The following is a 25,661-nucleotide window of genomic DNA, read 5'->3' on the forward strand; positions in this document are numbered from 1 at the left end:
GGTCAATTGGCACGTTTATGAGATCACTGGCAACGGTTGCAGCTGCCGTACCCGACGCTCAGCAGGACGGGCCCATACCCGGGGTCGGCGATCGGGGTGAATGATCGACGCCCCCTCGCGCTCGCGTCGCCCCCGAAGGACACTCATAGGCCAGGGAGTTGCTGTCGGAGGGGGACGTCACATGCGGGAGGGCCATCGGGCGGAGGCCGAGCGGCTGCTGGTCCGGGCCGTCGAGGAGGAGGTGCGCCGCTCAGGGGGGCGCGCGGACCGCGGCGCCCTGTTGTCACGGGCGCGGGCCTCGCTCGACGCGATGGCGGAGACGGCCGCCGAGGAGTACACGGCGTTCACCCGGGCGCTGGACGCCTCCGAGGCGGGACGGCAGACCTTCGGGCAGCGGTTCGCGCACGAGGGGTCCGGAACCGCCTTACTGGTGGCCGCGGTCGGCGCGCTCGCGGCCGTCGCCGCCGACCTCGCCCTCGGCACCGGTACCGGCACGGCCGTGAGCACGGGAGCGACGGTGGCCGTGGCGGGCGCGACGGCCACCGTCCTCAAGGTCACGGCCGCGCACGTGCCCGCCGCGAGCCGCCGCGCCGGAGCGCTCGGCCAGCCCGGCGGCCCCGAACAGCTGCGCCTCCAGTGGGTGACGGCCCTGGAGGTACGGGGCGTACGCCCGTTCCTCGACCAGCAGCGGGTGCTCAGCGCCACCACCGGCGCCAAGAAGGGCGCGCCCCAGCTGCGCCGCACCGACAAGAGCGCCGCGGCCCGCCGGCGCAGCGTGCTTGAGCATTCCTTTGGTCAACTCCCTGAACAGGAAGGCCCGTTCACCGGGCGCCGGACCGAGTTGGCGCGGATCGCGCAGTGGGTGCACGCGGCCCGGGCGAGCACGGAGACGAAACCGACGGTCGTGGTGCTGCACGGCGCGCCCGGCTCCGGCCGCAGCACCCTCGCGGTCCGCGCGGCGCACGCCCTCAAGGACCAGTTCCGCGGGGCCTGCGTGGTCGACCTGCGGGGCGACAGCCCGGACGATCCGCCGCTCCCCACCCGCGACGCGCTGCTCCATCTGCTGAACCGGCTGGGCGCCCCGCGCGAGCAGCTGCTCTTCCGCGAGCGTTCCTCGCAGGACCAGCAGGTCAAACGGCTGGGCGAGCTGTACCACCAGTATCTGACGGGCCTGCCCGTGACGATCGTGCTGGACGACGCGAGCGACGCCGAACAGGTGCGCACCCTGGTTCCCGAGCGCTCCGAGAGCCTGGTACTGGTCACCCCGCGGGGGCCCCTCGACCTGCCGGCCGACCTCGCCGCCTGGGTGCACCAGCTCCCCGTGGACGCGCTGGACGCGGCGGGCTCCGAGGAGCTGCTGACCGCGGCGGCGCAGGACGCGTCGGGCCCGTACGACGCCGAATCCGCCGACCGGATAAGGGAGTTGTGCGGCGGCCTGCCGCTGGCCCTGCGGGTCGCCGGCTCCTCCCTCGGTCCCCGCACCCCGCGCGCCCTGGCCGGCGACCTCGCGGCCTACGGCCCGGTGGAGCCCGTCGAGCGGGTGCTGTGGCTGCGCTACACCGACCAGCCGGAGGCGGCGCGGCGGCTGCTGCGCAGGCTGGCCCTGGCGGGGCGGGCCTCGCTGGGCGCGGCGGCGGCCGCCTCCCTGCTCGCGACGGACGAGCCGGAGGCCGTCCGCCATCTGACCGCCCTGTCCCGGGCGGGCCTGATCGACCATGTGCGCGGCAGCCGCTACCGCCTGCACGATCTCGTGCGGACCTTCGCCGCGGCCCGTCTCCTCGACGAGGAGGAGGCCGCGGAGCGCACGGCGGCGCAGGAACGCCTGATCGTGAACTACGCCGAGCTCGCGGACTCGGTGATCCGCCTGGTGGACGGCAAGACCTCGACACGCGCCGACCAGTTCGGACCGCACGGCTTCACCTCGCTGGACGCCGCCCTGCGCTGGCTGGACGACGAGTCGAGCTTCATCACGGCGACCCTGCGGCACGCGGAGGGGGTGGACCAGGCGGCGGTGCTGCACCTCCTGGGCGCCCTGTGCGACTACTGCCTGCTGCGCGGCGACCTGTACCGGCTGGGCGAGATCAGCGAGCTGACCCAGGCCGTCGACCAGGGGCTCCTGGTCCGCTCGGTGCAGTGGCGCACCGGTATCGCGGCCCGCCAGCTCGGCGAGCTGGACAAGGCGCGGACGACCCTGGCCGCGGTGGTGGACCTGTACTTCGAGGCCCATCACGACGCGGGGGCCGCCCGGGCCCTGTGCTCGCTCGGCATCACGCTGCACCACCAGGGCGGTCTGGTCGAGGCGGCGGCCAAGCTCCAGGAGGCCATGGATCTTCAGGCCTCCCCCGAGCTGGCGGCCGACCGCGCCTGGACGATGCACGCGCTGGCGGCGGTGGAACGCGACCGGTCCCGGCTCGGCCAGGCCCTCGGCCTCCTGACCGAGTCCCTGGTCCTGCACCGCGAGAGCGGCTCGGTGCACGGCGAGGCCTGGGCCCACTTCCAGCTCGGCCAGCTGGGGCTGCGGATGGGCGACGTGCCGCGCGCCGAGCGTGAGCTGCGCGCGGCACTGGATCTGTACGGCCGTACGCGCGACGCCCGTGGCGAGGCCTGGGCGCTCACGCAGCTGGCCCGGGCCCGGCTCGTCGAGGGGGACCCGTCGGCGGCGGTCGACGGGCTGCGCCAGGCGGCCTCCCGGCACCGCGAGAACGAGGACGCGCGCGGCGAGGCCTGGACGGTCTACTACCTGGGCCAGTCCCTGGAGGAGACCGGGGATCTGGACCGGGCGGTGCGTGAGCTGGAGCGCTCGCGGACGATGTTCTCGCGCATGCGGGACGTGTACGGGCTGGCCTGCGCCCGTCATCACTCGGCCCGGGTGACCCGCGACCAGCGTGCCGCGCAGACGGGTTCGCTGCGGAACTCGGGCTTCGCCCGCCAGCTGCTCGTCGACGCCCGCGCGGACTTCCAGCGCATCGGGGTGGCGCACGGCGAGGCGTGGACGTGTCTGGAGCTCGCCGTCGTCGACGCCGGCAACGCCCGCACCCAGCAGGCGCTCGACCTGTGCGACGAGGCCGTCGGCCTGTTCGCCTCGTACGGCGACCGCCGTGGGGAGGACTGGGCCCGTTTCCTGCGCTGCACGCTTCTCCCGTACGCGGCGCCCGGCGGTCACGAGGTGGGCGCCGCGGTGGCGGCGGAGGAGCTGTCGCGGCTCTCACGGGCCGCCCACGCCACCCGTGACGGCAGGTTGGACGGCTTCATCGAGGCGTATCAGCTGCTGCTGGAGCGCGGAGTGGATCTGGACGCCGGCTGGCAGGCCTGGCGCCTGGGCATGGTTCCGGGCCGGCACGCCCGCGATGTGATGGGCGTACCGGTGACGACGTGAGCGGCGGCCGGGCTCCGGCGGGGGTCCGACCCCGACCGGGCCCGGACGAACCGGTGCCCCGCGAGGGCGGCGCCACTCGCGGGGACCGGAGAGCTCCCGCCGTACCCGGGGACCGGAGAGCTCCCGCCGTGCCCCGGGGGGCCGGGGAGTTCCCGTCGTACCCGGGGCCGAGGAGTCCCGGCGTAAGGGGCCGCTCAGCCCTTGGCCGGGCTGGGCTTCCCGCCGGAGGGGGAGCGGCCCGCGTCGGCGGGACCCTCCGCCCCGGCCTCGGGGTCCTGCTCGAAGGTGACCTTGCCCATGTGACGGCTCATGGACTTCATCAGGCCCCAGACGGCCAGGGCCATCACCGCGAAGACGATGAAGCCGAGGACGCCGGGGGTGACCTTGTTCTCGTCGACCTCCTTGGCGAGGGGGACGAGGTGCGTCAGTGCCAGGCTTGCGCTCATGTCAGGCATTGTCGCGGATGCCCGCAAAGAGGTCGTCCTCGGGGAGGGATGTGTCCACGAGGGACTTCGCGAGCTCGTACTCCTCGGTCGGCCAGACCTCGCGCTGGACGTCCATGGGGACCTTGAACCAGCCGCCGTCGGGGTCGATCTGCGTGGCGTGCGCGATCAGCGCCTTGTCACGGATCTCGAAGAAGTCCGCGCACGGGACGTGCGTGGTCAGCGTGCGCTCGGCGCGCTCGAACTCGCTCCAGCGCTTCAGCCAGTCCCCGTACGGCGACTCCATCCCGCGGTCCAGGAGCGCGTGGTGCAGCGCCTCGGTGCGGGGGCGGTTGAAGCCCTGGTTGTAGTACAGCTTCCGCGGCTGGAACGCCGGCCCGAACTCGGACTCCGGGTACTTCTCGGTGTCCGTCGCGCCCTCGAAGGCCACCATCGTGATCTTGTGGGTCATGATGTGGTCGGGGTGCGGGTAGCCGCCGTTCTCGTCGTACGTGGTGATCACCTGCGGGCGGAACGAGCGGATCTGCTTGACCAGCTCGCCGGCCGCCTTGTCGATGTCCTCCAGCGCGAAGCAGCCCTCGGGCAGCGGCGGCAGCGGGTCGCCCTCGGGCAGACCCGAGTCGACGAAGCCGAGCCACTCCTGCTTGACCCCGAGGATCTCGCGGGCCTCGTCCATCTCCTTCTTGCGCACCTCGTGGATGTTCTCCTCGATGTACGTGTCGCCCTGGAGCTTGGGATTGAGGATGGAGCCGCGCTCCCCACCCGTGCAGGTCACGACCAGCACGTCCACCCCCTCGGACACGTACTTCGCCATGGTGGCCGCGCCCTTGCTCGACTCGTCGTCGGGGTGGGCGTGTACGGCCATCAGTCGCAGCTGGTCAGTCAAGACACAATCCTCGGTCAGTCGGCTGTCGCCTGAGTGGGTCGGCTGTCGGCGCCCGGCGTGATTCCGCGCTGCGGGCGGCTTCTATAGTGACGGAATCGGGGGGCGAATAATTCCGGGGTCCGCCCCAGGAACCCCAGCCGAGAGGACGATCATGAGTACGGCGAGCGCGCAGCTGCCCGAGGGCCGGTACGGCCGCTCCGCCGACGAGCGTGCCGACCGCAAGCTCAGGATCGTCGGCGGCGTCCTGGGGGTCGCCCTGATCGGTGTGGTGGGCTGGTTCGGCTACGACTACATCGCGGGTGCCAAGATCAGTGCCCAGGTGATCACCTTCGAGGCGGTCTCGGACAGCGCGGTCGAGGCGCACCTGGAGGTGCACAAGGACGCGGGCACGAAGGGCTACTGCACGCTGCGGTCGCAGAGCGCGGACGGCGTCGAGGTGGGCCGCGCGGACTTCCGCTTCGACCAGCACACGTCCCGCCTCGACAAGGTCGTCACCCTGCGTACGACGGCCCGGGGCTCCACGGCTGAACTCCTCGGCTGTCACGCGGACTGATCGGCACCGCCGCCCCCGGCCCGACGCCGTCGACCACGGCCGGAGTCACTCTGGGCGACCAGGGCTGACCTGCGTCGACGAAATTCTGATGCCTTATGTCCTCCCCTCGGAGCCTCTGAATTGTTAGGCTCGTGGTTTCGCCCACCCGTGAGAGAACATGCTTCTGGGTAGGGCGATGCTTTGTATTCCCAGTACCTACGAGGAGCACCTGTGACCCAGACCAGCGAGAACGTCACCTGGCTGACCCAGGAGGCGTACAACCAGCTCAGGGCCGAGCTGGAGTACCTGTCTGGTCCTGCGCGCACGGAGATCGCCGCCAAGATCGCGGCCGCGCGCGAGGAGGGCGACCTGCGCGAGAACGGCGGGTACCACGCGGCCAAGGAAGAGCAGGGCAAGCAGGAGCTCCGTGTGCGCCAGCTGACCCAGCTCCTGGAGAACGCCAAGGTCGGCGAGGCTCCCGCGGCGGACGGCGTGGTCGCACCGGGCATGATCGTGACCATCGCCTTCGACGGCGACGAGGACGACACCCTGGACTTCCTGCTCGGTTCCCGCGAGTACGCGAGCTCCGACCTGGAGACGTACTCTCCGCAGTCGCCGCTCGGCTCCGGAGTGAACGGCAAGAAGGTCGGCGAGGACGCCCAGTACGAGCTGCCGAACGGCAAGCTCGCCTCGGTGAAGATCCTCAAGGCCGAGCCGCACCGGGGCTGAGCTCAGGACCGACGAGGACGATGCCCCCGGCCGCACGCCGGGGGCATCGCCATGTCCGCGTCAGGCCGTCGCCGAGCGGTACTTTCTGACGGCGAGCGTCCGGAAGATCACCACGATCAGGACCGAGTAGATCACCGAGGCCCAGACGGGGTGCTGCATGGGCCAGGCGTCGGAGGTCGACACCCCGGGGTTGGCGAACAGCACACGGCAGGCCTGCACGGTGGCGCTGAACGGGTTCCAGTCCGCGACATGCCGCAGCCAGGGGGTCATGTTGCTGGTGTCCACGAACGCGTTCGAGATGAACGTGACCGGGAAGAGCCAGATCAGCCCGCCGGAGGTCGCCGCCTCGGGTGTGCGCACGGACAGGCCGATGAGCGCGCCGATCCAGGTGAACGCGTACCCGAGCAGGAGCAGCAGCCCGAAGGCGCCGACGACCCGGAACGCGTTGGTGCTGCCGTCCGAGCCGACCCGCCAGCCGACCAGTACGGCGACCACCGCGAGGACCAGCAGGGTCAGCGCGGTCTGCACGAGGTCGGCCAGCGTGCGGCCGGTGAGCACCGCGCCGCGCGCCATGGGCAGCGACCGGAAGCGGTCGATGAGGCCCTTGTGCATGTCGTCGGCGATGCCCGCGCCGGCGCCCGCGGTGGCGAAGGTGACCGTCTGGGCGAAGATGCCGGCCATCAGGAAGTTGGTGTAGGCGGTGGCGCTGGTGCTGCCGCCGATCTTCATGGACCCGCCGAAGACATAGGTGAACAGCACCACGAACATGATCGGCTGGATCAGTCCGAAGATCACCATCTCCGGGATCCTGGACATCCTGATCAGGTTCCGCTTGGCGATGACCAGGGAGTCCCGGATGGATTGGTAGACCGGGTTCGAGGGTGCCGTGACCTGCACGGCGTCACTGACGGCGCTCACTTCGCGGCCTCCTTCTTGCTCTTGCCCGTCCGGGTGTCCGCCGGCGCGCCGTTCTCCTCGGACTTCTCCTCGGCCACATGACCGGTGAGGGAGAGGAAGACGTCGTCGAGGGTGGGGCGGCGCAGGCCGATGTCGTCGATCTCGATGCCGCGGCCGTCCAGCTCGCGGATCACCTCCGCGAGGAGCTTGGCACCACCGGTGACGGGCACGGTGAGCTTGCGGGTGTGCTCCTCGACCTTCGTGTCGCCCTTGCCGAAGCCGCGCAGCACCTCGGAGGCGGTCGCGATGTGCTCGCGTTCGTGCACGACGACCTCGACGCGCTCGCCGCCCGTCTGCGCCTTGAGCTCGTCGGCGGTGCCGCGGGCGATGACCCGGCCGTGGTCGACCACGCAGATGTCGTGCGCGAGGTGGTCGGCCTCTTCCAGATACTGGGTGGTCAGCAGCAGCGTCGTACCGCCGGAGACGAGCCGCTTGATGACGTCCCACAGCTGCTGGCGGTTGCGCGGGTCGAGGCCGGTGGTCGGCTCGTCCATGAACATCACCGGGGGCGACACGACCAGGGCGGCCGCCAGGTCGAGCCGGCGCCGCATGCCGCCCGAGTACGTCTTCGCGGTGCGGTCGGCGGCGTCGGCGAGGTTGAACTGCTCCAGCAGCTCCTCCGCGCGGACCTTCGCGGCCTTCGCCTTCATCTGATAGAGCTGGCCGACCATCTGGAGGTTCTCGCGGCCGGTCAGATATTCGTCGACGGCCGCGAACTGCCCGGAGAGGCCGACCCTGCGCCGTACGGCGTCGGGGTCCTTGAGCACGTCGACGCCCGCGACGACGGCCTTGCCGCTGTCGGGGCGCAGCAGGGTCGTCAGACAGCGGACCGCGGTCGTCTTGCCCGCGCCGTTCGGCCCGAGCAGGCCGAGCACGGTGCCCTCGGGGACATCGAGGTCGACGCCGTCCAGAGCCCTTACGTCACCGAAGGTCTTCACCAGGCCTTCGGCGTAGATGGCGCCTGGCATGAGTGTTCTCCACGTCGTTGGGGAATTTTCGGATGTGCGTGTGCTTGCGGATGTACGCGTACTGGGGACTTGCGACGGACGGAAAAGTCATCGGAACCGGCCCGGCCCCGTCACACCGGTCCGGACTCACACCGTAACGCGATGTATCGCGTCACTCAACGCATTTTCACCGATCGGGTCGACCGGGTCCGCGGGCGGCTCCGGCCTCAGTCGATGACGGTGTAGCCCGCCTCGCGCAGCGCCAGGTTCACCTCGGCGCAGTGCTCGTGGCCCTTCGTCTCCAGGTGCAGCTCGACCTCCACCTCGGTGAGCCCCAGCCGTGGATCGGTCCGTACATGGCTCACGTCCAGGACGTTAGCGTCCGCCACTGACAACACCCCCAGAAGCGTGGCCAGGGCTCCGGGCCGGTCGGTCAGCCGCAGCGTGACGGCCAGGTAGCGGCCGCCCGCCGCCATGCCGTGCCGCAGGATGCGCTGCATCAGCAGCGGATCCACGTTCCCGCCCGACAGCAGCGCCACCACCGGGCCCTCGAAACTTCCGGGCTCGCTCAGCAGCGCCGCGACCGAACTCGCGCCGGCCGGTTCGACGACCAGCTTGGCCCGCTCCAGGCACAGCAGCAGCGCACTGGACAGGTCGTTCTCGGAGACCGTGCGGACCTCGTCGACCAGCTCCTCGACCAGCCGGAACGGCACGTCGCCCGGACGGCCGACCTTGATGCCGTCGGCCATCGTGGCCGGGTTCTGGATGGACACCGGCCGCCCGGCCGCGAGCGAGGGCGGGTACGCAGCCGCCCCCTCGGCCTGCACCCCGATGATCCGTACGTCCGGACGCAGCGACTTCACCGCGACGGCCACGCCCGCCGCGAGCCCGCCGCCGCCGATCCCCAGGACGATCGTGCGCACCTCCGGGCACTGTTCCAGGATCTCCAGGCCCACCGTGCCCTGGCCCGCGATGATGTCCGGGTGGTCGAAGGGGTGGATGAACACCGCGCCCGTCCGCCGCGCGTACTCCTGGGCGGCGGCCAGGGTCTCGTCGACCACCTGCCCGTGCAGCCTCACCTCGGCGCCGTAGTCACGGGTGGCGGCGACCTTCGGCAGCGGGGCGCCGTTCGGCATGAAGACGGTGGAGCGCACGCCGAGCAGCGCGGAGGCGAGCGCGACGCCCTGCGCGTGGTTGCCCGCGCTCGCCGCGACGACCCCGGCGGCGCGTTCCTCCGGGAGCAGGCCCGCGATCCGCACGTACGCGCCGCGCAGCTTGAACGATCCCGTCCGCTGGAGGTTCTCGCACTTGAACTGCACCGGCGCGCCCACCAGCTGGGACAGATACCTGCTGCCCTCCATCGCGGTCACCCGCGCCACACCCGAGAGCATCTTCTGCGCGCCGCGCACGTCGTCGAGAGTCACACTGGGAAAGGAGTCAGCCGTGCTGTAGCTCATGACCACCAGTCTCGCAGTTCACACGGGCGCGCCTCCGGGGTGACCACGCTCCGAGACCCGGTTTGCGCAGCGCCGGTACGGCCCGCGCCCCGGCCGCGTAACCTGTCCCCCAACCCAGCTCCCCACGCATGAATTGAGCCCCCGGCCATGCCCACTACACCAGAGATGTCGATGGACATGACGACCGTCGGTGACACCGGTCTTCTCGAATCCCTTCAGCACGAGGTCGCGGTCTTCGCGCGCCGTGCGGAACAGACCCGGCTCGGCGGGGTGGGGCAGGTGCGCAACTCCATGGACCGGGCCGCCTACCTGCTGCTCAACCGCCTGGACAAGGAAGGTCCGATGGGCGTCAAGGCGCTCGCGGCGAGCATGGGCATCGACTCCTCGACGGTCACCCGGCAGGTCGCCCCGCTGGTCGACACCGGCCTCGTCAAGCGCACCTCGCACCCCGAGGACGGCCGCGCCGTCGTGCTCCAGCTGTCCCCGCGCGGCCAGTCCCGCCTCGACGAAGTACGCACCTCCCGGCGTCAGTTGATGGCCGAGCTGACACACGATTGGGCACCGGAGGAGCGTGAGGTGTTCTGCGCGCTCCTCACCCGGTTCAACGGCGCGCTCTCCGCCCGCCAGGCGACCCAGGGCATGCCGACCGCGGAGTCCGAGCCCGCCTCCTGAGCGCATCTGCGGGGAGGCGGTGGGCCGCGCCCGGTGTCCCCGGGCCTCCCCGTCACCTCCCGCGCCCGGTGTCCCCGGGCCTCTCGGTCACCTCCCGCGCCCGGTGTCCCCGGCCTCCGTATGCCTCCCCCGCGCGCGCGTGTGTGCGCCGGACTCTTGACCGGAAGGCGCCACCTGGCCTCATATGAGACCGGGTCCTCGTCGTACGGGGTGCGACGGGTCGCACGCGGCCGTGGACCCCTTCTCAGAGCGGTCCTCGGGCGGGAGGCGTGGTGCGAGAACGGCGTGCCTCCCAAGGCGTGCGCCGGGCCAGGGAGTTCGAGGCGTTCGTGGCGGGCGCGGCGGGGCGGCTGCTGCACACCGCCACGCTGCTCACGGCGGAGCCCCGGGACGCCAACCCGCGCGCGCGGCGGCTGCTGACGCTGGCCCTGGCCCGTACGTACGCCTCCTGGGACCGGCTGCACGGCGAGGATCCCTACGACAGCGCCCGCCGGGAGCTGGCCGCGCGGTTCCAGCGCACGGCCTGGCACCAGTACGGGAGCTTCGGGCACCGGCGCGCCTCCCCCGACCACGTCCTGGCCCGGCTCACGCCCCAGGAGCGGCTGATCCTCGTCCTGCGGCTGTACGAGGGGGTCGCCGAGGAGCAGGCGGCGGCCCTGCTCGGTCTCCCGGCGGAACGCGTACGGGCGATCTGCGCCCGCGCCATGGCGACGCTGCTGCACCCGCCGCGCGGCCCGGCGCCCGCCCGGATGGAGGTGGCACCGTCGTGAACCCGCGGATCGAGACGGCGGTCATGAACCAGCGGATCGAGGTGGCGATCATGAACCTGCGGATCGAGGGGGTGGCCGTGAACCCACGGATCCAGGTGGCGCGGTCATGAACCTGTCGGAGCGCGAGGCGACCGTACGGCGGCTCCTGGAGCAGGCGCCGCCGCCCGTGGTGCCGCCCGACCTGTACGGCGAGGTCGTCCGGCGCGGCGGCCGCATGCTGCGGCGCGGAAGGGCCGTGCGGCGGCTGCTGTGGCTGGCGCTGCTCGGCGCGGTCGTCGTCTTCGCGGTCTGGGCGGCCACGGCCCGCCCGTGGGTGGAGCCGCCGTCGGAGACGACTCCCCTCGTGACGGACTGGTGACCGGCAGGCCCGCGCGGGTGAGGTGACCGGCCGCCGCCGACGGTGGCCGCCGCCCGCGACCCGGTGATCCGGGCCGGCGGACGGCGGGTGCCGGCGCCGGCCCCACGCGGGTCCCTCAGGCTCAGCCCAGGGCCTGCTGGAGGTCCTGGAGCAGGTCGTCGATGTTCTCGATGCCCACGGAGATACGGACCAGGTCGGCGGGGACCTCCAGCGCCGAACCGGCGACCGAGGCGTGCGTCATGCGTCCGGGGTGCTCGATCAGGGACTCCACCCCGCCCAGCGACTCACCGAGCGTGAAGATCTTGGCGCGGTTGCAGACCTCGACGGCCGCCTCCTCGCCGCCGGCGACCTGGAAGGAGACCATGCCGCCGAACGCCCGCATCTGCTTGGCGGCGGTCTCGTGACCGGGGTGCTCCGGGAGGCCCGGGTACAGAACACGGGTCACGCGCGCGTGCCGGGTGAGCATCTCGGCGATCCGGCCCGCGTTCTCGCTGTGCCGGTCCATACGCACGGAGAGCGTCTTGGTGCCGCGGAGCACCAGCCAGGAGTCGAAGGGCCCGGCGACCGCGCCCATCGCGTTCTGGTGGTACGCCAGCTCCTCGCCGAGTTCCTGGTCCCCGGTGATCAGGGCGCCGCCGACGACGTCCGAGTGGCCGCCCATGTACTTGGTCAGGGAGTGCACGACGACGTCCGCGCCGAGCGCGAGCGGCTGCTGGAGGTAGGGCGTCGCGAAGGTGTTGTCGACGACGAGCCGGGCGCCCGCCTCGCGCGCGATCTGCGCGACCACGGCGATGTCCGTGATGCCGAGGAGCGGGTTGGAGGGCGTCTCGACCCAGATCACCTTGGTCTTGGGGGTCAGGGCGGCCCGCACCGACTCGGGGTCGCTGGTGTCGGCCACCGACCATTCCACGCCCCAGCGGGAGACGACCTTGGCGAAGAGCCGGAAGGTGCCGCCGTAGGCGTCGTTGGGGATCACCACGTGGTCACCGGGGCTGAGCAGCGTACGCAACAGGCAGTCCTCGGCCGCCAGTCCCGACGCGAACGCGAGGCCGCGGCGACCGCCCTCCAGAGCCGCGAGGTTCTCTTCCAGGGCGGTCCTGGTGGGGTTGGCGCTGCGGCTGTACTCGTAGCCGCCGCGCAGCCCGCCGACGCCGTCCTGCTTGTAGGTGGAGACCTGGTAGATCGGCGGGACGACCGCTCCGGTGAGGGGATCGGCGGTGTTGCCCGCGTGGATCGCGATCGTCTCGAAATGCTGACTGATGTGCCTGTCGCTCATGAGTCCCGAGCGTAGTGCTCTCCGGATGTTCATGACGTCGTGACGGGACTGTCCTCGAAGCCGCCGCGGGACCGGGTTGGCCAATTGTCGGACCCGTCTGGTTCGCTTGGGCCATGGAGATTCTCTGGGTCCTGATGGCGCTGGCCATGTTCAGCCTGGTCCTGCTGCCGGTGCTGCGGCGCTCGCGCAACGGTCTGCGGCTGGTGTCGCCCGGCGACCCCGACGCCGCGGACCCGGCGGAGTACGGCTTCCTGCGCCAGGAGGAGCTGGACATCCGTATGCCCGGACCCGACGCGGATCTGCTGAGCGTGCTGGACGTGGTGCAGCGGACCCAGGACTACCGCGCGGCCTCGCAGCTGCTGGCCGGCACGGAGACCGAGGGCGAGACGCGCTGGCAGCGGGTGCAGGCCTTCGCGGGCGCCGCTTCGCTGGAGCTCCAGCAGCGGCCCGGCGGGGTCAGCGAGACACCGGGCGGCCAGTGGCTGCGCGTGTGGCGTGCCGAGGCCCCCAAGGACGCCGGCGGTGCCGCGGTGCACGCCGAGTTCCTGGTGCAGCAGGCCTGGCGGACGTCGACCCCGGGGACCGACGACTTCCGGATCATCATGGAGGAGGCGCGGTCCGCGTGCGGCGACGCGGCCCTGCTGTCCCCCGGTGACCCGGTCCCGTACATCATCGAGCTGTCGGTGGGGCGCGGACTCGGGTACTCCCAGGCGGAGTTCGAGAATCTCTGGCTGAAGATCCTGGACCGCGCGCCCTCCCACATGGGCGCGCATCTGTCGGCCCTGCACTACTGGTGCGACAAGTGGCACGGTTCCCGGGAGACGGCGCAGGCGTTCGCGGAGGCCGCCGCGGCCCGCGCGCCGCAGGGCTCCCTCCTCGCGGCGATGCCGCTCTTCGCGGTCTTCGAGCACCTTCCCGAGGTGAACCTGGTCCGCAGCTTCTACCAGAGCGAGGTCGTGACCAAGGCCGTCCACGGCGCGCTGTACGCGGTCCACGTGGCCCGCCCGGACGACCCGATGCTCGCCCACGTACGCCATCTGCTGGTCTGCTTCCTGGTCCGCGGCGAGCGCTGGGCCGAGGCGATGGATCAACTGGTGCACGTGGACGGTCACGTGGGCGCCCTGCCCTGGACCCTGAGCCCCGACCCGGCCTCGGACTACGCGATATACCGCGCCCTGGCGGTGGCGGGCTACGAGGCGAACGGCGGCAGTCCGGCCACGCTGTCGCACTGACGGGGTCATGGCGCCCGACGACCCGCGTCACCGCTCTCCCGGCCACGGAAGGCGACGCTCGCCCCGCCTTCACGTCCCGGTCGGTGCCGAGCGCGCCGTTCTTCCCAGGTGGGCGGACGCACCCGAGTCGCGGCCCTCCACCTCGCGTGCGAGCCTGCATTCATGATCAGGCGATCGCCTGCCCGCCTGTTCGGGTGACGGCAGCTGCGGACGGCCGCCGGGCGGGGACGCTCGAAAGGATGTGGGCCGCATGAATCCTGTCACCGCGTCACCCGTGCGCGTCGAGGCGTTCGTCGATCCTCGGCTGTCCCGGTGGATGTGGCTGGTGAAGTGGTTCCTCGCCATCCCGCACTACATCGTGCTGTTCTTCCTGTGGATCGCGTTCGCCTTCGTGACCTTCGTCGCGTTCTTCGCCATCCTGTTCACCGGCCGCTACCCCCGGTCCCTCTTCGACTTCTCCGTCGGCGTGCTGCGTTGGAACTGGCGCGTCGGCTACTACGCCCACACCGCGCTCGGCACCGACCAGTACCCCCCGTTCACCCTCGCGGACGTGCCCGACTACCCGGCGCGTCTCGATGTCGCCTATCCCGAACGCCTCTCGCGGGGTCTGGTCCTGGTGAAATGGTGGCTGTTGGCCATCCCTCAGTACATCGTCGTCGGGATCTTCGTCGGTGGCTGGGACGGGACGGACAGCTGGCGCGGCGTCGGCCTGATCCCCTTCCTCTCCCTGGTCGCCGTGATCATCCTGGCGTTCACGGGCCGTTACCCGGCCCACCTCTTCGACTTCCTGCTCGGTCTGGCCCGCTGGCTCGCACGGGTCGCCGCCTACGCCACGTTGCTGACCGACGCGTACCCGCCCTTCCGCCTCGACCTGGGCGGCCAGGACTCCCGGCTCACGAAGATCCCGGCGAACGGTTCAAGGCGGTAGTCCTGTTCCTGGAAGCGCCCCGGCCGGTACGGCCGGATCTGGTACTCACCCCTGTGATGCCTCGTAAGCCTCGCGGACGGCCGCAGGGACACGTCCACGATCATTGACCAGATAGCCGTTGGCGCGTGCCCAGAGGCGTATCGGCTCGTCTTTCGGACAGGGATCGAGCCTGCGGGGTCCAGCAGACTCGCCGGGGCCTCTCCGGTCTCCCGAGGAGGCCCCTTCCAGCCGGTCCGCTACCTCTTGGAAGAAGGCGAACAACGAGGCGTATACGCCCTCCTCGGGACCGTATGCTTCAGCCCAGGTTCCGATGGTTCCGTTGAGCGTGTCCAGAAACGTCCCGTAGAGACCGTCGCACTCCGCGGCGATGGGCACCCACTCACGACGCCAGAACGGATGGTCGAGGTCTGCGGACGGCTGCATCTCCTCCAAGCCCATCCGGCTGAGGTAGACCCGCTGAATATCCGTCAGGCCAAGAAGGAGCCGGCCGCCGGGGACGGCTGCCATCTCGCGCCCCAACGCCACCAGACACGATGGGCCATCGGGTTGCCTGCCGGCGTCGATGCCGTTCGCCCGCAGCCACTGCCACATCTCCTCCCGCAGCTTCAGACCCATGTGCAGTTCGGCTTCGCGAATGGCCGCACGGCTCCCCGGGCCGCCTAGCGCAGCGAGAGCTTCAGTGTCGTTCCGTTCAAGCCACGCGGTCACGCGGCCCCACGCCTCTCGCACGTCTCCTGCCCCGTGCCTCGGAGTTTCACTCACGCGTGATCTCCCTCCAGGCAGGATGCGCGCATCCGTGGAACGCACCTACCGGTATCGCCGGCTCGCAGGGAGCGTTGCCCGGTCTCCCGGTCTGTGAAGTCGTCCTCTTGGCGAGGCGCCGACCGCTGACGACCCCTTGGCGAACCGTATACGGGACCACTGACAGTGGCTGAAGGCCAAACGCGTCTCTCCAGACCGTCCACGGCGCACACCTGGCCTCCGGAGCACTCCACCGACTGCTCTAGAACGCTCCCTGGGCGGAAACACGGTGGGAGCTTGCGAGCAGGGCGCGGAGCGGGGCCGTGTCGGGAGTGTCTGCGACGGCCGCGTCCATGGCGTCGTCCATGCCCTTCTCCCAGGACTCGGGCAGAGCGAGTCCAGGCTGCCCCGACCAGGCGATGTCCGGTTTCGCGAATCCGGACTCGACGAGGCGCAGGTGGACCATGCCCGCGAGCCCGTCGAAGATCTTGGGCCGAATGAAGTTGCGTGCGGACAGCCCGGACAGTCGCGCCGCCTGATGCGGTTTGGGCATGCGGTCGGCGACCTCCATCCACAGCAGGCCGCGGTCGAACGCGTCGAGTACCTCTTCCAAGGCGGGCAACTCGCTGTCGGCCGCCGCTTCGCTCGTGGCGGTTCGGTGTGCGGTCGCCGTCTTGCCTGTGACCTGTGCCGATGAGTGAAGTGCCCTGGCCACGGCGACCCGCAGCGGCCGGGACCAGTCCTCGGCATCAGCGATCGCGCGGGCCATGACGAGGTCGTCCCAACTCATGCGCGGTAGCCGCGCCGCCTCCCGCGTCAGCGTGAGCGCCTCCAACGCGGCGAACAGCCGGTCCGGGTCGCGCAGCAGAGTCAGCGCGGCCGGCTCGTCGGTCGCGCTGTCGGGCAGGCCATCGGCGGGCAGCTTCTCGATCAGGGCGATCCGTTCGGCTGTCGGCGGGTGTGAGTCGTACTGGTGCGGGCGCGGCGGACGCTGCCCGGAGGAGAGCAGAGCGAGCCGCTCCCCGGTTCGGGCGGCGAGCAGTCGCCGGAATCCGCCGTGCACCTCGCCCTCGGGCGGTAGCGCTCCCAGCGGCGTACCCATCGCGGCGTACGTCTCCAGGTAGTGGGTGTACGCGGCGGCGAGCACCGGAAGGGCCCGTAGTGCGGCGGCCGTCGCGTCACGGCCCGCATGCCGGGCCGCCGTCCGGTCCGCGACGAGCTCCTGGTGGCGGGCCACGGACTGCGAGGTCCGCAGGAACATCCGGGCGTAGCCGACGTACAGGACACCGATCGCGTGGTGGAACCGAGTGCTGCCCTCCTGGAAGGCCTCCACCGTGTGCAGCAGTCCCTCCCGGCCTCTCATCGTGACAGCGCCGAGCCGGGTGTCGAGGTTGCCGTAGTGCCCGAACTCGTGGGCCAGGACGGCGCGCAGCTGCGTGACGGTCAGACCGCCCAGCAGCGGCAGGCCCAGGAGCATGCGGCGTCGTCCGGGCAGCAGGCCCAGCAGGCGGCTCTGTTCGGCGACCCCCGCGTTGACCCCGGCGACCAGGTAGACCTCATCGGGCGGCCGTTGCCCCGTCACTTCGGCGGCGGCTTGTATCTGCCCCCACAGCTCGGGCTGTTCCTGGGGTGTGACCGCCACCCCGTGGGGCACCGGACCCAGGCGTCCTGCCCGCAGAAAGGCGAACAGACCCCGCAGGATCGCCGTCGCCAACAGGACGGTGACGGTCAGAACCGTGCCTTCGAACCAGGCCGCCCGCGCGGTGAACAGCCGTGTCATCAGCAGCCAGTCGAGCACCGCGAGGGCCGACAACAGGCCGACTCCCGTCAGATGGAAGCCGACCGACAACATGAACGCACGGACCGCACGCAGCCGAAACGACATCGAAAACCCCCCAGCCACATGGTTCTACCAGCCCGAACGGGCCACGGCGTTCGCGGATAGTACCCCCGCGGATCACCTGCGGTCCGGAAGCGAACGAGACCTCAGCGCTTGGGCACGGACGACTCCCGCACCACGACCGCCCGCGGCCGGGGTGCTTCACGGCGACGGGCAACCGTCGAAAATCGGTGGTCGCCGAAGCCGGCCGAGCCCACGCTGTACGTCATGGAAGAACCGCTCCGCAGGATCCGCGCGCTCCACACGGCGTCCACGATCACCGTCTATCAGGCGTACCGCCCGGAGATCGGCGGACCCGCCGCTCGCGACGGTCGTTTTCCCGCCGCGTGGAAGCCTGACCGAATGACGTGGATCAAGCCCAGTTTCCTGTGGATGATGTACCGCTCCGGCTGGGGCACGAAGGAGGGCCAGGAGACCGTCCTCGCCGTCGAGATCACCCGCGACGGCTTCGACTGGGCGCTGCGCAACGCGTGCCTGTCGCACTACGTCCGCGGACTGCATCCCGATCGCGTCACCTGGCAGCGTGACCTCAAGCGCGCACCGGCCCGTGTCCAGTGGGATCCCGAACGCGATCTGCACCTGCGTCCTTTGCCGCACCGCTCGCTCCAACTGGGGCTCTCGGGCGAGGCGTCCACGCGTTACGCGGACGAGTGGATCGTGTCCATGAGCGACGTGACCCAGCTCGCCCACGAGATCCACGCGCTCGTCAGGGACCGCGAACTGGAATCGGCCGCCCGACTGCTTCCTCAGGAGCGGGAATACCTCGCCGGTGAGGAACTACCCGCCCACCTCAACCTCTGACCGGCAGTCCGGACACAACGGCCGGCGTCATCCAGGGGTCACATGGCAGCACAGTTCTTCTGTGGAGGCTGCGGCGGCTACGCGTGGGGGGCAGGTGCGGTGGCCGGGGTGGGGCTGTCCGCTTCGGTCTCAGGCTCCCAGTGCCTCCGCGATCTCCGTCGCTCCTCCGATGAACGCGCACACCAGTGTCGCGGCCAGGAGTACGGCGAGCAGTCTCATCAGCGGGCGGGTGCTGCCGCGGGCGCCGGCCGCGGTGCTCGTCACCGCGGTGCCCAGGACCAGGACGACCAGGCCGAACAGGGAGATCGCCAGCCAGCCGAACACGGCGCCCACGCCCGTGCGGTCGTAGCCGCCTGAGGACGTCCGGCTCAGGCCGATCGTGCGGCCGACGGACAGCCGGCTGTCGATCGTGGCGTCCGGGTCCACCACCGTCCCGTCGTCGGAGCGGAAGACGCCGTGGCAGTGCGGATACCGGTGGCCTCCGCTCCGGGTCCAGGTGCAGGCCTCGATCTTGAGATGGCCCGACGTGCCCGCCAGACCCGAGGCATAGGCGACATGCGTCACCGCCGGCCAGGTGATGGCGGTGCCGACGGCGAACAGACCGGCGATCACGAGGAGCAGGGACCACGCCGGCTTCTGCCGCCGCAGCCGTTCCCGGCCGCTCGTCCGTCCCGTCATCCCGTCCCCCGTTCCCGTTCCCGTTCCCGATCACGTTGCAGCGCCCGCTCCCGCCCCGATCCCGTACCGGCGCCTGCTCCCGCTCCCGCCCGGATCACGGTCCGGCCTGATCTCCCACGACGTACAGCAGACCCACGAGTGCCCCGAATGGTTGCGGGCAGCGGGCGCCGCCCCAGCGTCTGCCGCCGATCGAGTGGACTTGCCGGAACGTTGATCGGACCGGAGCTCCTGTCGGTGGCCCGGGTGGTGGTGTTGCCGTCTGTTCCCGTGTCCCCAGTGACCTGGACCTGATCCGGAAGAGGCGCCCCCATGCGACATCCCTCCTACCGCCGCCCGTTCGCCGCGGCCCTGCTCGCGGCGACCGTGCTGGCCCCGATGACGGCCACCCCCGCGGCGGCCCTCCACCCGACGGGCGTCGGCACCACCGTCGCCCACGCGGCGGACACCGGCGGATACGGCAAGGACGACAGCGCGCGCGACAGCCTGAGCCCGGCGCTGAGCGCACGGCTGGACAAGGCCATCGCGGACGTCCGCCGGCAGGCGAACATCCCCGGCGTCGTCGTCGGACTGTGGATGCCCGGCAAGGGGAACTACGTCCGCGCGACCGGTGTCGCCGACACCGCCACCCGCAAGCCGATGTCCGTCGACTCCTACGTCCGGATCGGCAGCGAGACCAAGACCTTCACCGTCACCGCGCTGCTCCAACTCGTTGACCGGCACCGGGTCCGCCTGGACGACCCGATCTCCCGCTACATCCCCGGCGTCCCGAACGGCCGGCACATCACCCTGCGCCAACTGGCCGAGATGCGCAGCGGACTGTTCCCGTACACGTCCGATCCGGACTTCGTGCACGACCTGCTGAGCGACCCCCAGCGGGTCTTCACCCCGCGGCAACTGCTCGCCTACGGCTTCAAGCACCGCAACACGTTCGCGCCCGGCGCGCAGTTCGAGTACTCCAACACCAACCTCATCCTGCTGGGCCTGGTCGTCGAGAAGGTCACCGGGCAGGGGCTGCGCGACGTCATCCACCGGCGCGTCCTGCGGCCCGCCGGGCTGCGCCACACGCTCTTCCCGAAGGGGAACGCGATCCCCGATCCGCACCCGCAGGGCTACACGAACCAGACGCTGAGCGGCTCGGTCGCGAACTCCACCAACTGGAACCCGAGCTGGGCCTGGGCCGCCGGGGCGATGATCTCGAACCTGCACGACCTGCGGCACTGGGCGAAGGTCGTCGCCACCGGCACGCTGCTGAGCCCCGAGACCCTGGCCCAGCGCCTGAAGACGCTGCCGACCGGCTTCCCGGGCACGTCGTACGGCCTCGGCATCTTCAACGCGAGCGGATGGATCGGCCACAACGGCTCCATCCCGGGATACGAGACCGTGACCGTCTATCTGCCCGCGAAGAAGGCCACCCTGGTCGTCATGATCAACACCGACATCACCTACCAGGGCCAGGAACCCTCGACGCTGATCGCCAGGGCCGTCACCCAGATCGTGACCCCGGACAACGTCTACGCCGGCGCGGTCGTCGGACGCTGACATGAGGGTGCCGCTCCGGTCGTACGACCGGAGCGGCACCTTTCGTGGTCTCCCGGACGCCTCGCGCGGCGGCGGGACGCGTCGGGCCGGCCGCGACTAGATCGTGGCCGCGTCGATCACGAAGCGGTAGCGGACGTCGCTCGCCAGCACCCGCTCGTACGCCTCGTTGATCTCGGAGGCCTCGATGAGCTCGATCTCGGCGCCGAAGCCGTGCTCGGCGCAGAAGTCCAGCATCTCCTGGGTCTCGCGGATGCCGCCGATGCCGGAGCCCGCGAGGGTCTTGCGGCCGCCGATCACCGAGAACAGGTTGAGCCGGACCGGCTCCTCGGGGGCGCCCACGTTCACGAACGCGCCGTCCGTGCGCAGCAGGGAGAGGTAGGCGTCCAGGTCCAGCGGCGCGGAGACGGTGGACAGGATCAGGTCGAAGGTGCCGCGCAGTTCCTTGAAGGTCTCCGGGTCGCTGGTGGCGTAGTAGTGGTCGGCGCCCAGCTTCAGGCCGTCGTCCTTCTTGCGCAGCGACTGGGAGAGCACGGTGACCTCGGCGCCGAGCGCGTGCGCGATCTTGACGCCCATGTGGCCGAGACCGCCCATGCCGAGGACCGCGACCCTCTTGCCGGGGCCCGCGTTCCAGTGCTTGAGCGGGGAGTACGTGGTGATACCGGCGCAGAGCAGCGGCGCGGCGACATCGAGGGAGATGCCGTCGGGGATGCGCAGGGTGTAGTTCTCGTCGACGACGATCTTCTGGGAGTAGCCGCCGTAGGTGGGCTCGCCGTCCTTGCCGACGGAGTTGTACGTGCCGACACCGCCGCCGGTGCAGTACTGCTCCAGGCCGGCCTCGCAGTTGTCGCACTCACGGCAGGAGTCGACCAGGCAGCCGACGCCCACGCGGTCGCCGACCTTGAACTTGGTGACGCCGGATCCGACCTCGGCGACGATGCCGGCGATCTCGTGGCCCGGCACCATCGGGAAGGCGGCCTTGCCCCAGCCCTCGCGGGCCTGGTGGATGTCGGAGTGGCAGATGCCGGCGAACTTGATGTCGATCAGGACGTCGTGCTCCCTGACCGCGCGGCGCTCGATCGTGGTGCGCTCCAGCGGAGCCTTGGCGGCGGGTGCGGCGTACGCGACGACAGTGGTCATGCCGGGGTTCTCCTCGGGAGGGGGGTGGTCCGTGCCCGGCGGTCTCGCTCCGGGCACGGCGTCCAGCCTGCCCGGTCCCACGGGTTTCACCCAGACCACGGCTCTGCGTACGTCCGCTGGTCCTACCACTGGCGGGGTCAGGCTCCGTGTCGTACGACCGTTGATACTGGACATATGGATGAACAGCCCTCCGCGGCCCCCGCAGGTGAGGCGGCCCACTCCCTCGACCGGCGCGCCGAACTGAGCGAGTTCCTGCGCAGCCGCCGGGCCCGGCTGAAGCCGGAGGACGTCGGGATGCCCGACTTCGGGCGGCACCGCCGGGTTCCGGGTCTGCGCCGCGAGGAGCTGGCCCAGCTCGCCGGGGTGTCCGTGGCCTACTACACGCGCCTCGAACAGGGCCAGGGCCGCAATGTGTCGGCGGAGGTGCTGGACGCCATCGCGCGGGCGCTGCGTCTGACGGACGCCGAGCACAATCACCTCACGCATCTCGCGAAGCCCAAGCAGCACAAGAAGAAGCAGACGGCCAGGCCGCAGCAGGTGCGCGGCTCCCTGCGCCAGCTGCTCGACACGCTCGACGGCGTCCCCGCGTACATCACCGGGCGGCGCTCCGACGTGCTGGTCTGGAACCGGATGGCCGCGGCCGTCTTCGGGGACTGGTCGGAGCTGCCGCCGCAGGAGCGGAACTGGGCGCGGATGGTCTTCCTGCGGCCCGAGTACCGGGAGCTGTTCGTGGAGTGGGAGCAGAAGGCGATCGACATCGTCTGTCTGCTGCGCATGGACGCGGGCTGTCATCCGGACGATCCGCGGCTGGCCGCGCTGGTCGGGGAGCTGTCGGTGAAGAGCGAGGACTTCCGGCGGCTGTGGGCGACGCACGACGTGAAGGAGAAGAGCCACGGGGTGAAGCTGCTGCGGCATCCGCTGGTGGGCGACCTGGCGTTGCAGTTCGAGTCGTTCCGGCTGATCGGCGACAGCGAGCTGGCGCTGGTCACGTATCACGCGGAGCCGGAGTCGAGTTCGGCCGGGGCGCTGCGGCTGCTGGCGTCGTGGGGAACGGACGCGACCCGCGCGGGCTCGTCCGCTCCCCGGTGAGCGCTCCCGCCCGAGGCTCCGGCCCGCGGCCCCGGCCGGCACCCGCCTCGGCCGGCCCCCGGGCTCACGGCTCGTCTCCCGCACCCGGGCTCACGGCCCCGCGCCGCGGCTCACGGCTGGTAGGGCGGTGCCGCTCCCCAGGTCCACCGCGGTACGGGCTGCTCGGCCGGAGGTGTCGCGTCCGGGCCTGAGTAGTACACGGCCAGCCGCGTGCCCCACTCCGCGTACGCGAGGAAGGCGGAGCGGAACTCGGCGTCGGTGGGCAGTCCCGCGTCGTCGGCGGCGTCCTGGAGCAGATTGACCCACCGGCGGCGCTGCGGCTCCGTGATGCCCTTGCCCAGATGCTTGGTGACCATGTGGCCGTGGCCGCCCTGGGTCTCGGAGTAGGCGGCCGGTCCGCCGAAGACCTCGCCGAGCCAGAGGGCGACGTGGGCGGCGTGCTCGGGCGCGAGACCGGCGAACAGCGGCGCGAGGAGGTCGTCCTTGAGGACCTTGTCGTAGAACTGCTCGGTGAGGCGGGAGAAGGCCTCGGCGCCGCCCGCCCAGGCGTAGAGCGTGGGCTCGGAGGCGCCCCGGCCGCGCACGGACGTGGGCTTGTAGTGACGCATCTCCTCGATGCTGCCGATGTACGGGCGGATCTCGGCGAGGAAGTCCGGGAAGAGCTCGGAGGTGCGGAAGCCCTCGATGTGGTCCTCGGTCGAGGTCCAGGTGATCCTCAGGACGAAGTGCTCGAAGTCCTCCTCGCAGCGCGCGAGTTCGTAGTCCACGCACTGCGGCGCCTCGGCGAGCAGGCGGGCGGCACGGGTGTAGGCGGCAAGGAACTCGGCCGACTGGTCCTCGGGAATGCGGTACCGGATGTATTCGACTGTCGAGACGGTCATGTCCCCACACAAACACGGAAGGGCCACCGGAGGCTCTCTTTCCGGTGGCCCTTTCGCTGCGGGCTCACTCCCGCGCCGAGGCCGGGCGACGGCGCGCTAGGCTCCCGCGTTCTCCTTGACGGTGATCTTCCCCTTGCGGATCGTCGCGACGCGCGGGGCCTTCTTCGCGATCGCGGAGTCGTGGGTGACCATGATGAAGGTCAGCCCGTGCTCCTTCCACATGGCTTCGAGCACGTCCATGATCTCGTCGCGCATGCCCTCGTCGAGGTTGCCGGTGGGCTCGTCGGCGAGCAGCACCTTGGGCTGCTTGACCAGGGCGCGAGCGATCGCCACCCGCTGCTGCTGGCCGCCCGAGAGCTCGGCGGGCAGGTGCCCGAGGCGCTCGGAGAGCCCCACGGACTCCAGGGCCGCGGCGGCCCGCTCACGCCGTTCCTTCGCCTTGACCCGCAGCGGTACGAGCGCGGTCTCGACGTTCTCCTGGGCGGTGAGCGTGGGGATCAGGTTGAAGCTCTGGAAGACGAAGCCGATGTTCTCGCTGCGCACCCGGGTGAGCTTCGCCTCGGACAGCTTCGCCATGTCGACGCCGTCGAGTTCGACGCTGCCCTCGGTGGGACGGTCGAGCCCGCCGAGCATCTGGAGCAGGGTGGACTTGCCGCCGCCGGTGGGGCCCTGGATGACGAGCCGGTCGCCGTCGCCGATGGTCAGATCGATCCCGGCGAGCGCGTTGATCGATTCCTTGCCCCGCGCATAGCGCTTGGTGACGCCTCTGAGTTCGTACATGGTGCTACTCCTGGGATACGTGAGTACGTGGGGCGGGGCTTATTCGACGCGGCGCAGGGCGTCGGCGGGGCGCAGCCGGGAGGCGCGCCAGCCGCCGAAGGCACCGGCGATCAGACCGCCGGCCACGGCCAGGGCGACGGCGAGGACGATCGTGTCGACGCTGACGGGCGCGGTGAGCGCGACGTCGAGGGCCTTGGAGGCGCTCTGCCGTGCCGGGCCGCCGAAGCCGCCGCCACCGAAGCCGCCGCCTCCGCCGCCAGGACCGCCACGGCCCACGGAAGCCACCTGCGCCGAGAGGCTGGGGCTGATCTCGGTGACCACATAGGCGCCCGCGAGGCCGAGGGCGATGCCGAGGACGCCGCCGACCAGGCCGTTGACGATGGCCTCGCCGACCACCTGGCGGGTCACCCGGCTCGACTTCCAGCCGAGTGCCTTGAGGGTGCCGAACTCACGTACCCGGCGGGAGACGGCGGAGGAGGTGAGCAGACCGGCGACCAGGAACGCGGCCACGAGCACCGCGATCGAGAGCCACTTGCCCACGTTCGAGGCGAGGTCGGAGGCGGTGGACAGGGAACCGGAGACGGTGCTCGCGAGGTCCGCGGAGGTGGTGACCGTCGTACCCGAGATGTTCTTCTGGATGGTGCTCTTGACGCCGGCGATCTGCTGCGAGTCCGAGGCCTTGACGTAGATCGTCGTGACCTTGTTCTTGGAGCCGCTGAGCGTCTGCGCCTGCTGGAGCGGGATGTAGAGGTTGGCCGCCGCGTCGCCGCTGTCGGGCGTCGCGATGCCGATGATCGTGTACTTGACGCTCTTGATGGTGACGGTGCCACCGAGCTTGAGCTTCTTCTCCTTGGCGTACGACTTGTCCGCGACGACGACCTTGGCGTTCGTCTCGGAGGTCTTGAACGTACGGCCGCTGGTGATCTTCGACGAGGTCAGCGGGCCCAGGGACGGCTTGGTGACGTCGGTGCCGTAGACCGTGTAGTTGTTGACGTCGAAGTTGGCGCCGCCGCCCTCGACGCGGCCCTGCGGGGGCTGCTGCCCGCCGCCCCGCTGCCGGGTGCCGCCGCTGCTCGGGTCCTGCTTGAACTGGCCTCGGGTGAACTGGCCGTTGATGCGGATGACCGTGAGGCTCAGACCGCCGACGGAGTCCGCGACGCCCTTCTGCGCGTCGACCTTGGAGACGGTCGAGGAGGCCAGGGTCTGGAAGCCCTGGACCATGACGCGGTCGCTGCTCTGGTCCGTGCCGGAGGCGCTGTCCTTCGCGTCGAAGTTGAAGCGCGGGCGGTCACTGGTGCCGCTCGCGGCGGCGGCCTTGGTGACCGTCATGTCGGTCCCCAGCCCGTACAGCGACTGGAGAACCTTGCCCTGGGCCTTCTCCATGCCCGAGGACACGGAACTGACCACGATGACCAGCGCGATGCCCAGGGCGAGCCCGGAGGCGACGACGAGGGCCGCCTTTCTGCGGCGGCGCAGTTCGCGCCTCAGGTAGGTGAAGAACATGTGCCGCAAGCTAGTTACGGCGCGTGATGAAGGAATAAGCCTGAAATAA

The 25,661-nt window shown here is 70.9% G+C and carries 24 protein-coding genes; 11 read left to right on the forward strand and 13 right to left on the reverse strand.

Annotated elements, in window-relative coordinates; translation table 11 throughout:
• Positions 1–181 precede the first annotated feature (181 nt).
• Positions 182–3,376 carry a tetratricopeptide repeat protein gene (locus tag ACZ4AA_RS06035; protein WP_467596097.1) on the forward strand — a complete coding sequence of 1,065 codons (3,195 nt, stop codon included), beginning with the start codon at positions 182–184 and terminating at the stop codon, positions 3,374–3,376.
• A gap of 194 nt (positions 3,377–3,570) precedes the next feature.
• Here ACZ4AA_RS06035 and ACZ4AA_RS06040 read toward each other — a convergent pair whose 3' ends face one another.
• Both ACZ4AA_RS06040 and mca read right to left on the reverse strand, forming a co-directional pair.
• Positions 3,571–3,831 (reverse strand): hypothetical protein, encoded by a 261-nt coding sequence (locus ACZ4AA_RS06040; protein ID WP_467596100.1) that lies wholly within the window; start codon positions 3,829–3,831, stop codon positions 3,571–3,573.
• On the reverse strand, positions 3,824–4,684 hold the full coding sequence (gene mca / locus ACZ4AA_RS06045) for a mycothiol conjugate amidase Mca (RefSeq protein WP_467597061.1): 861 nt from the start codon (positions 4,682–4,684) through the stop codon (positions 3,824–3,826). Before mca ends, ACZ4AA_RS06040 begins: the two co-directional genes overlap by 8 nt.
• Before the next feature lie 172 nt (positions 4,685–4,856).
• Here mca and ACZ4AA_RS06050 point away from each other — a divergent pair, with 172 nt between their 5' ends.
• Positions 4,857–5,258, forward strand: a complete 402-nt coding sequence (locus ACZ4AA_RS06050) for a DUF4307 domain-containing protein (protein ID WP_467596103.1) — start codon at positions 4,857–4,859, stop codon at positions 5,256–5,258.
• Positions 5,259–5,468: 210 nt separating this feature from the next.
• Positions 5,469–5,966 (forward strand): transcription elongation factor GreA, encoded by a 498-nt coding sequence (greA, locus tag ACZ4AA_RS06055; RefSeq protein WP_362397256.1) that lies wholly within the window; start codon positions 5,469–5,471, stop codon positions 5,964–5,966.
• 60 nt (positions 5,967–6,026) lie between these two features.
• On the opposite strand, the gene ACZ4AA_RS06060 is transcribed toward greA, so the two are convergent.
• The 3 genes from ACZ4AA_RS06060 to ilvA all read right to left on the reverse strand — a co-directional run bounded on the left by ACZ4AA_RS06060 (position 6,027) and on the right by ilvA (position 9,327).
• The gene (locus ACZ4AA_RS06060; protein ID WP_467596111.1) at positions 6,027–6,884 is read right to left on the reverse strand and encodes an ABC transporter permease; all 858 of its coding nucleotides are present in this window, start codon (positions 6,882–6,884) and stop codon (positions 6,027–6,029) included.
• Positions 6,881–7,891, reverse strand: a complete 1,011-nt coding sequence (locus ACZ4AA_RS06065) for an ATP-binding cassette domain-containing protein (protein ID WP_467596115.1) — start codon at positions 7,889–7,891, stop codon at positions 6,881–6,883. The genes ACZ4AA_RS06060 and ACZ4AA_RS06065 overlap by 4 nt, the downstream gene beginning before the upstream one ends.
• A 206-nt stretch (positions 7,892–8,097) precedes the next feature.
• Positions 8,098–9,327, reverse strand: coding sequence for a threonine ammonia-lyase (gene ilvA / locus ACZ4AA_RS06070; RefSeq protein WP_467596120.1), 1,230 nt, complete (start codon positions 9,325–9,327; stop codon positions 8,098–8,100).
• A 165-nt stretch (positions 9,328–9,492) separates the two neighbouring features.
• Here ilvA and ACZ4AA_RS06075 point away from each other — a divergent pair, with 165 nt between their 5' ends.
• The 3 genes from ACZ4AA_RS06075 (at position 9,493) to ACZ4AA_RS06085 (ending at position 11,127) form a co-directional block, all read left to right on the forward strand.
• Positions 9,493–9,999: a MarR family winged helix-turn-helix transcriptional regulator gene (locus tag ACZ4AA_RS06075; protein WP_467597064.1), complete on the forward strand. Its 507-nt coding sequence runs from the start codon at positions 9,493–9,495 to the stop codon at positions 9,997–9,999.
• Between the two features lie 272 nt (positions 10,000–10,271).
• Positions 10,272–10,769: a sigma factor-like helix-turn-helix DNA-binding protein gene (locus ACZ4AA_RS06080; protein WP_467596125.1), complete on the forward strand. Its 498-nt coding sequence runs from the start codon at positions 10,272–10,274 to the stop codon at positions 10,767–10,769.
• A gap of 106 nt (positions 10,770–10,875) precedes the next feature.
• Positions 10,876–11,127: a hypothetical protein gene (locus ACZ4AA_RS06085; RefSeq protein WP_467596129.1), complete on the forward strand. Its 252-nt coding sequence runs from the start codon at positions 10,876–10,878 to the stop codon at positions 11,125–11,127.
• 121 nt (positions 11,128–11,248) lie between these two features.
• Here ACZ4AA_RS06085 and ACZ4AA_RS06090 read toward each other — a convergent pair whose 3' ends face one another.
• Positions 11,249–12,403: a cystathionine gamma-synthase gene (locus tag ACZ4AA_RS06090; RefSeq protein ID WP_467596132.1), complete on the reverse strand. Its 1,155-nt coding sequence runs from the start codon at positions 12,401–12,403 to the stop codon at positions 11,249–11,251.
• A gap of 113 nt (positions 12,404–12,516) precedes the next feature.
• Here ACZ4AA_RS06090 and ACZ4AA_RS06095 point away from each other — a divergent pair, with 113 nt between their 5' ends.
• Entirely contained in the window at positions 12,517–13,635 is a 1,119-nt protein-coding gene (locus ACZ4AA_RS06095) for a hypothetical protein (protein WP_467596135.1), read from the forward strand.
• Between the two features lie 250 nt (positions 13,636–13,885).
• On the forward strand, positions 13,886–14,563 hold the full coding sequence (locus tag ACZ4AA_RS06100; protein WP_467596138.1) for a DUF4389 domain-containing protein: 678 nt from the start codon (positions 13,886–13,888) through the stop codon (positions 14,561–14,563).
• A gap of 45 nt (positions 14,564–14,608) precedes the next feature.
• Here the strand turns inward: ACZ4AA_RS06100 and ACZ4AA_RS06105 are convergent, their stop codons facing one another.
• Both ACZ4AA_RS06105 and ACZ4AA_RS06110 read right to left on the reverse strand, forming a co-directional pair.
• Entirely contained in the window at positions 14,609–15,325 is a 717-nt protein-coding gene (locus ACZ4AA_RS06105; RefSeq protein ID WP_467596143.1) for an Lsr2 family DNA-binding protein, read from the reverse strand.
• Between the two features lie 241 nt (positions 15,326–15,566).
• Positions 15,567–17,189: a M48 family metallopeptidase gene (locus ACZ4AA_RS06110; protein WP_467596147.1), complete on the reverse strand. Its 1,623-nt coding sequence runs from the start codon at positions 17,187–17,189 to the stop codon at positions 15,567–15,569.
• Positions 17,190–17,411: 222 nt separating this feature from the next.
• On the opposite strand from ACZ4AA_RS06110, the gene ACZ4AA_RS06115 reads away from it, so the two are divergent.
• The gene (locus ACZ4AA_RS06115) at positions 17,412–18,005 is read left to right on the forward strand and encodes a DUF4291 domain-containing protein (RefSeq protein WP_467596151.1); all 594 of its coding nucleotides are present in this window, start codon (positions 17,412–17,414) and stop codon (positions 18,003–18,005) included.
• 129 nt (positions 18,006–18,134) lie between these two features.
• Here ACZ4AA_RS06115 and ACZ4AA_RS06120 read toward each other — a convergent pair whose 3' ends face one another.
• Positions 18,135–18,683 carry a hypothetical protein gene (locus tag ACZ4AA_RS06120; protein ID WP_467596154.1) on the reverse strand — a complete coding sequence of 183 codons (549 nt, stop codon included), beginning with the start codon at positions 18,681–18,683 and terminating at the stop codon, positions 18,135–18,137.
• A 309-nt stretch (positions 18,684–18,992) separates the two neighbouring features.
• Between ACZ4AA_RS06120 and ACZ4AA_RS06125 the strand changes: the two genes are divergently transcribed.
• Positions 18,993–20,222 carry a serine hydrolase domain-containing protein gene (locus ACZ4AA_RS06125; RefSeq protein ID WP_467596157.1) on the forward strand — a complete coding sequence of 410 codons (1,230 nt, stop codon included), beginning with the start codon at positions 18,993–18,995 and terminating at the stop codon, positions 20,220–20,222.
• A gap of 96 nt (positions 20,223–20,318) precedes the next feature.
• On the opposite strand, the gene ACZ4AA_RS06130 is transcribed toward ACZ4AA_RS06125, so the two are convergent.
• A complete protein-coding gene (locus ACZ4AA_RS06130) occupies positions 20,319–21,359 on the reverse strand; it encodes an NAD(P)-dependent alcohol dehydrogenase (RefSeq protein WP_467596160.1) in 1,041 nt (346 codons plus the stop codon).
• A 174-nt stretch (positions 21,360–21,533) separates the two neighbouring features.
• Between ACZ4AA_RS06130 and ACZ4AA_RS06135 the strand changes: the two genes are divergently transcribed.
• Positions 21,534–22,448: a helix-turn-helix domain-containing protein gene (locus tag ACZ4AA_RS06135; RefSeq protein WP_467596164.1), complete on the forward strand. Its 915-nt coding sequence runs from the start codon at positions 21,534–21,536 to the stop codon at positions 22,446–22,448.
• A 110-nt stretch (positions 22,449–22,558) separates the two neighbouring features.
• On the opposite strand, the gene ACZ4AA_RS06140 is transcribed toward ACZ4AA_RS06135, so the two are convergent.
• The 3 genes from ACZ4AA_RS06140 to ACZ4AA_RS06150 all read right to left on the reverse strand — a co-directional run bounded on the left by ACZ4AA_RS06140 (position 22,559) and on the right by ACZ4AA_RS06150 (position 25,612).
• Positions 22,559–23,329: a globin domain-containing protein gene (locus tag ACZ4AA_RS06140; protein WP_467596169.1), complete on the reverse strand. Its 771-nt coding sequence runs from the start codon at positions 23,327–23,329 to the stop codon at positions 22,559–22,561.
• A 96-nt stretch (positions 23,330–23,425) separates the two neighbouring features.
• On the reverse strand, positions 23,426–24,109 hold the full coding sequence (locus ACZ4AA_RS06145; protein ID WP_467596175.1) for an ABC transporter ATP-binding protein: 684 nt from the start codon (positions 24,107–24,109) through the stop codon (positions 23,426–23,428).
• A 39-nt stretch (positions 24,110–24,148) separates the two neighbouring features.
• Entirely contained in the window at positions 24,149–25,612 is a 1,464-nt protein-coding gene (locus ACZ4AA_RS06150; RefSeq protein ID WP_467596180.1) for an ABC transporter permease, read from the reverse strand.
• Positions 25,613–25,661: the final 49 nt, after the last annotated feature.

The sequence above is a fragment of the Streptomyces sp. NPDC024698 genome (assembly GCF_055559015.1).

Coding starts and splice junctions, on each gene's coding strand:
- ACZ4AA_RS06150 (WP_467596180.1), bottom strand. CDS start 25,612: ATGTTCTTCACCTACCTGAGGCGCGAACTGCGCCGCCGCAGAAAGGCG.
- ACZ4AA_RS06075 (WP_467597064.1), top strand. CDS start 9,493: ATGTCGATGGACATGACGACCGTCGGTGACACCGGTCTTCTCGAATCC.
- ACZ4AA_RS06145 (WP_467596175.1), bottom strand. CDS start 24,109: ATGTACGAACTCAGAGGCGTCACCAAGCGCTATGCGCGGGGCAAGGAA.
- ACZ4AA_RS06050 (WP_467596103.1), top strand. CDS start 4,857: ATGAGTACGGCGAGCGCGCAGCTGCCCGAGGGCCGGTACGGCCGCTCC.
- ACZ4AA_RS06085 (WP_467596129.1), top strand. CDS start 10,876: ATGAACCTGTCGGAGCGCGAGGCGACCGTACGGCGGCTCCTGGAGCAG.
- ACZ4AA_RS06140 (WP_467596169.1), bottom strand. CDS start 23,329: ATGACCGTCTCGACAGTCGAATACATCCGGTACCGCATTCCCGAGGAC.
- ACZ4AA_RS06065 (WP_467596115.1), bottom strand. CDS start 7,891: ATGCCAGGCGCCATCTACGCCGAAGGCCTGGTGAAGACCTTCGGTGAC.
- ACZ4AA_RS06090 (WP_467596132.1), bottom strand. CDS start 12,403: ATGAGCGACAGGCACATCAGTCAGCATTTCGAGACGATCGCGATCCAC.
- ACZ4AA_RS06120 (WP_467596154.1), bottom strand. CDS start 18,683: ATGACGGGACGGACGAGCGGCCGGGAACGGCTGCGGCGGCAGAAGCCG.
- ACZ4AA_RS06125 (WP_467596157.1), top strand. CDS start 18,993: ATGCGACATCCCTCCTACCGCCGCCCGTTCGCCGCGGCCCTGCTCGCG.
- ACZ4AA_RS06095 (WP_467596135.1), top strand. CDS start 12,517: ATGGAGATTCTCTGGGTCCTGATGGCGCTGGCCATGTTCAGCCTGGTC.
- ACZ4AA_RS06100 (WP_467596138.1), top strand. CDS start 13,886: ATGAATCCTGTCACCGCGTCACCCGTGCGCGTCGAGGCGTTCGTCGAT.
- ACZ4AA_RS06040 (WP_467596100.1), bottom strand. CDS start 3,831: ATGCCTGACATGAGCGCAAGCCTGGCACTGACGCACCTCGTCCCCCTC.
- ACZ4AA_RS06135 (WP_467596164.1), top strand. CDS start 21,534: ATGGATGAACAGCCCTCCGCGGCCCCCGCAGGTGAGGCGGCCCACTCC.
- ACZ4AA_RS06115 (WP_467596151.1), top strand. CDS start 17,412: ATGGAAGAACCGCTCCGCAGGATCCGCGCGCTCCACACGGCGTCCACG.
- mca (WP_467597061.1), bottom strand. CDS start 4,684: ATGGCCGTACACGCCCACCCCGACGACGAGTCGAGCAAGGGCGCGGCC.
- ilvA (WP_467596120.1), bottom strand. CDS start 9,327: ATGAGCTACAGCACGGCTGACTCCTTTCCCAGTGTGACTCTCGACGAC.
- ACZ4AA_RS06110 (WP_467596147.1), bottom strand. CDS start 17,189: ATGTCGTTTCGGCTGCGTGCGGTCCGTGCGTTCATGTTGTCGGTCGGC.
- ACZ4AA_RS06130 (WP_467596160.1), bottom strand. CDS start 21,359: ATGACCACTGTCGTCGCGTACGCCGCACCCGCCGCCAAGGCTCCGCTG.
- ACZ4AA_RS06035 (WP_467596097.1), top strand. CDS start 182: ATGCGGGAGGGCCATCGGGCGGAGGCCGAGCGGCTGCTGGTCCGGGCC.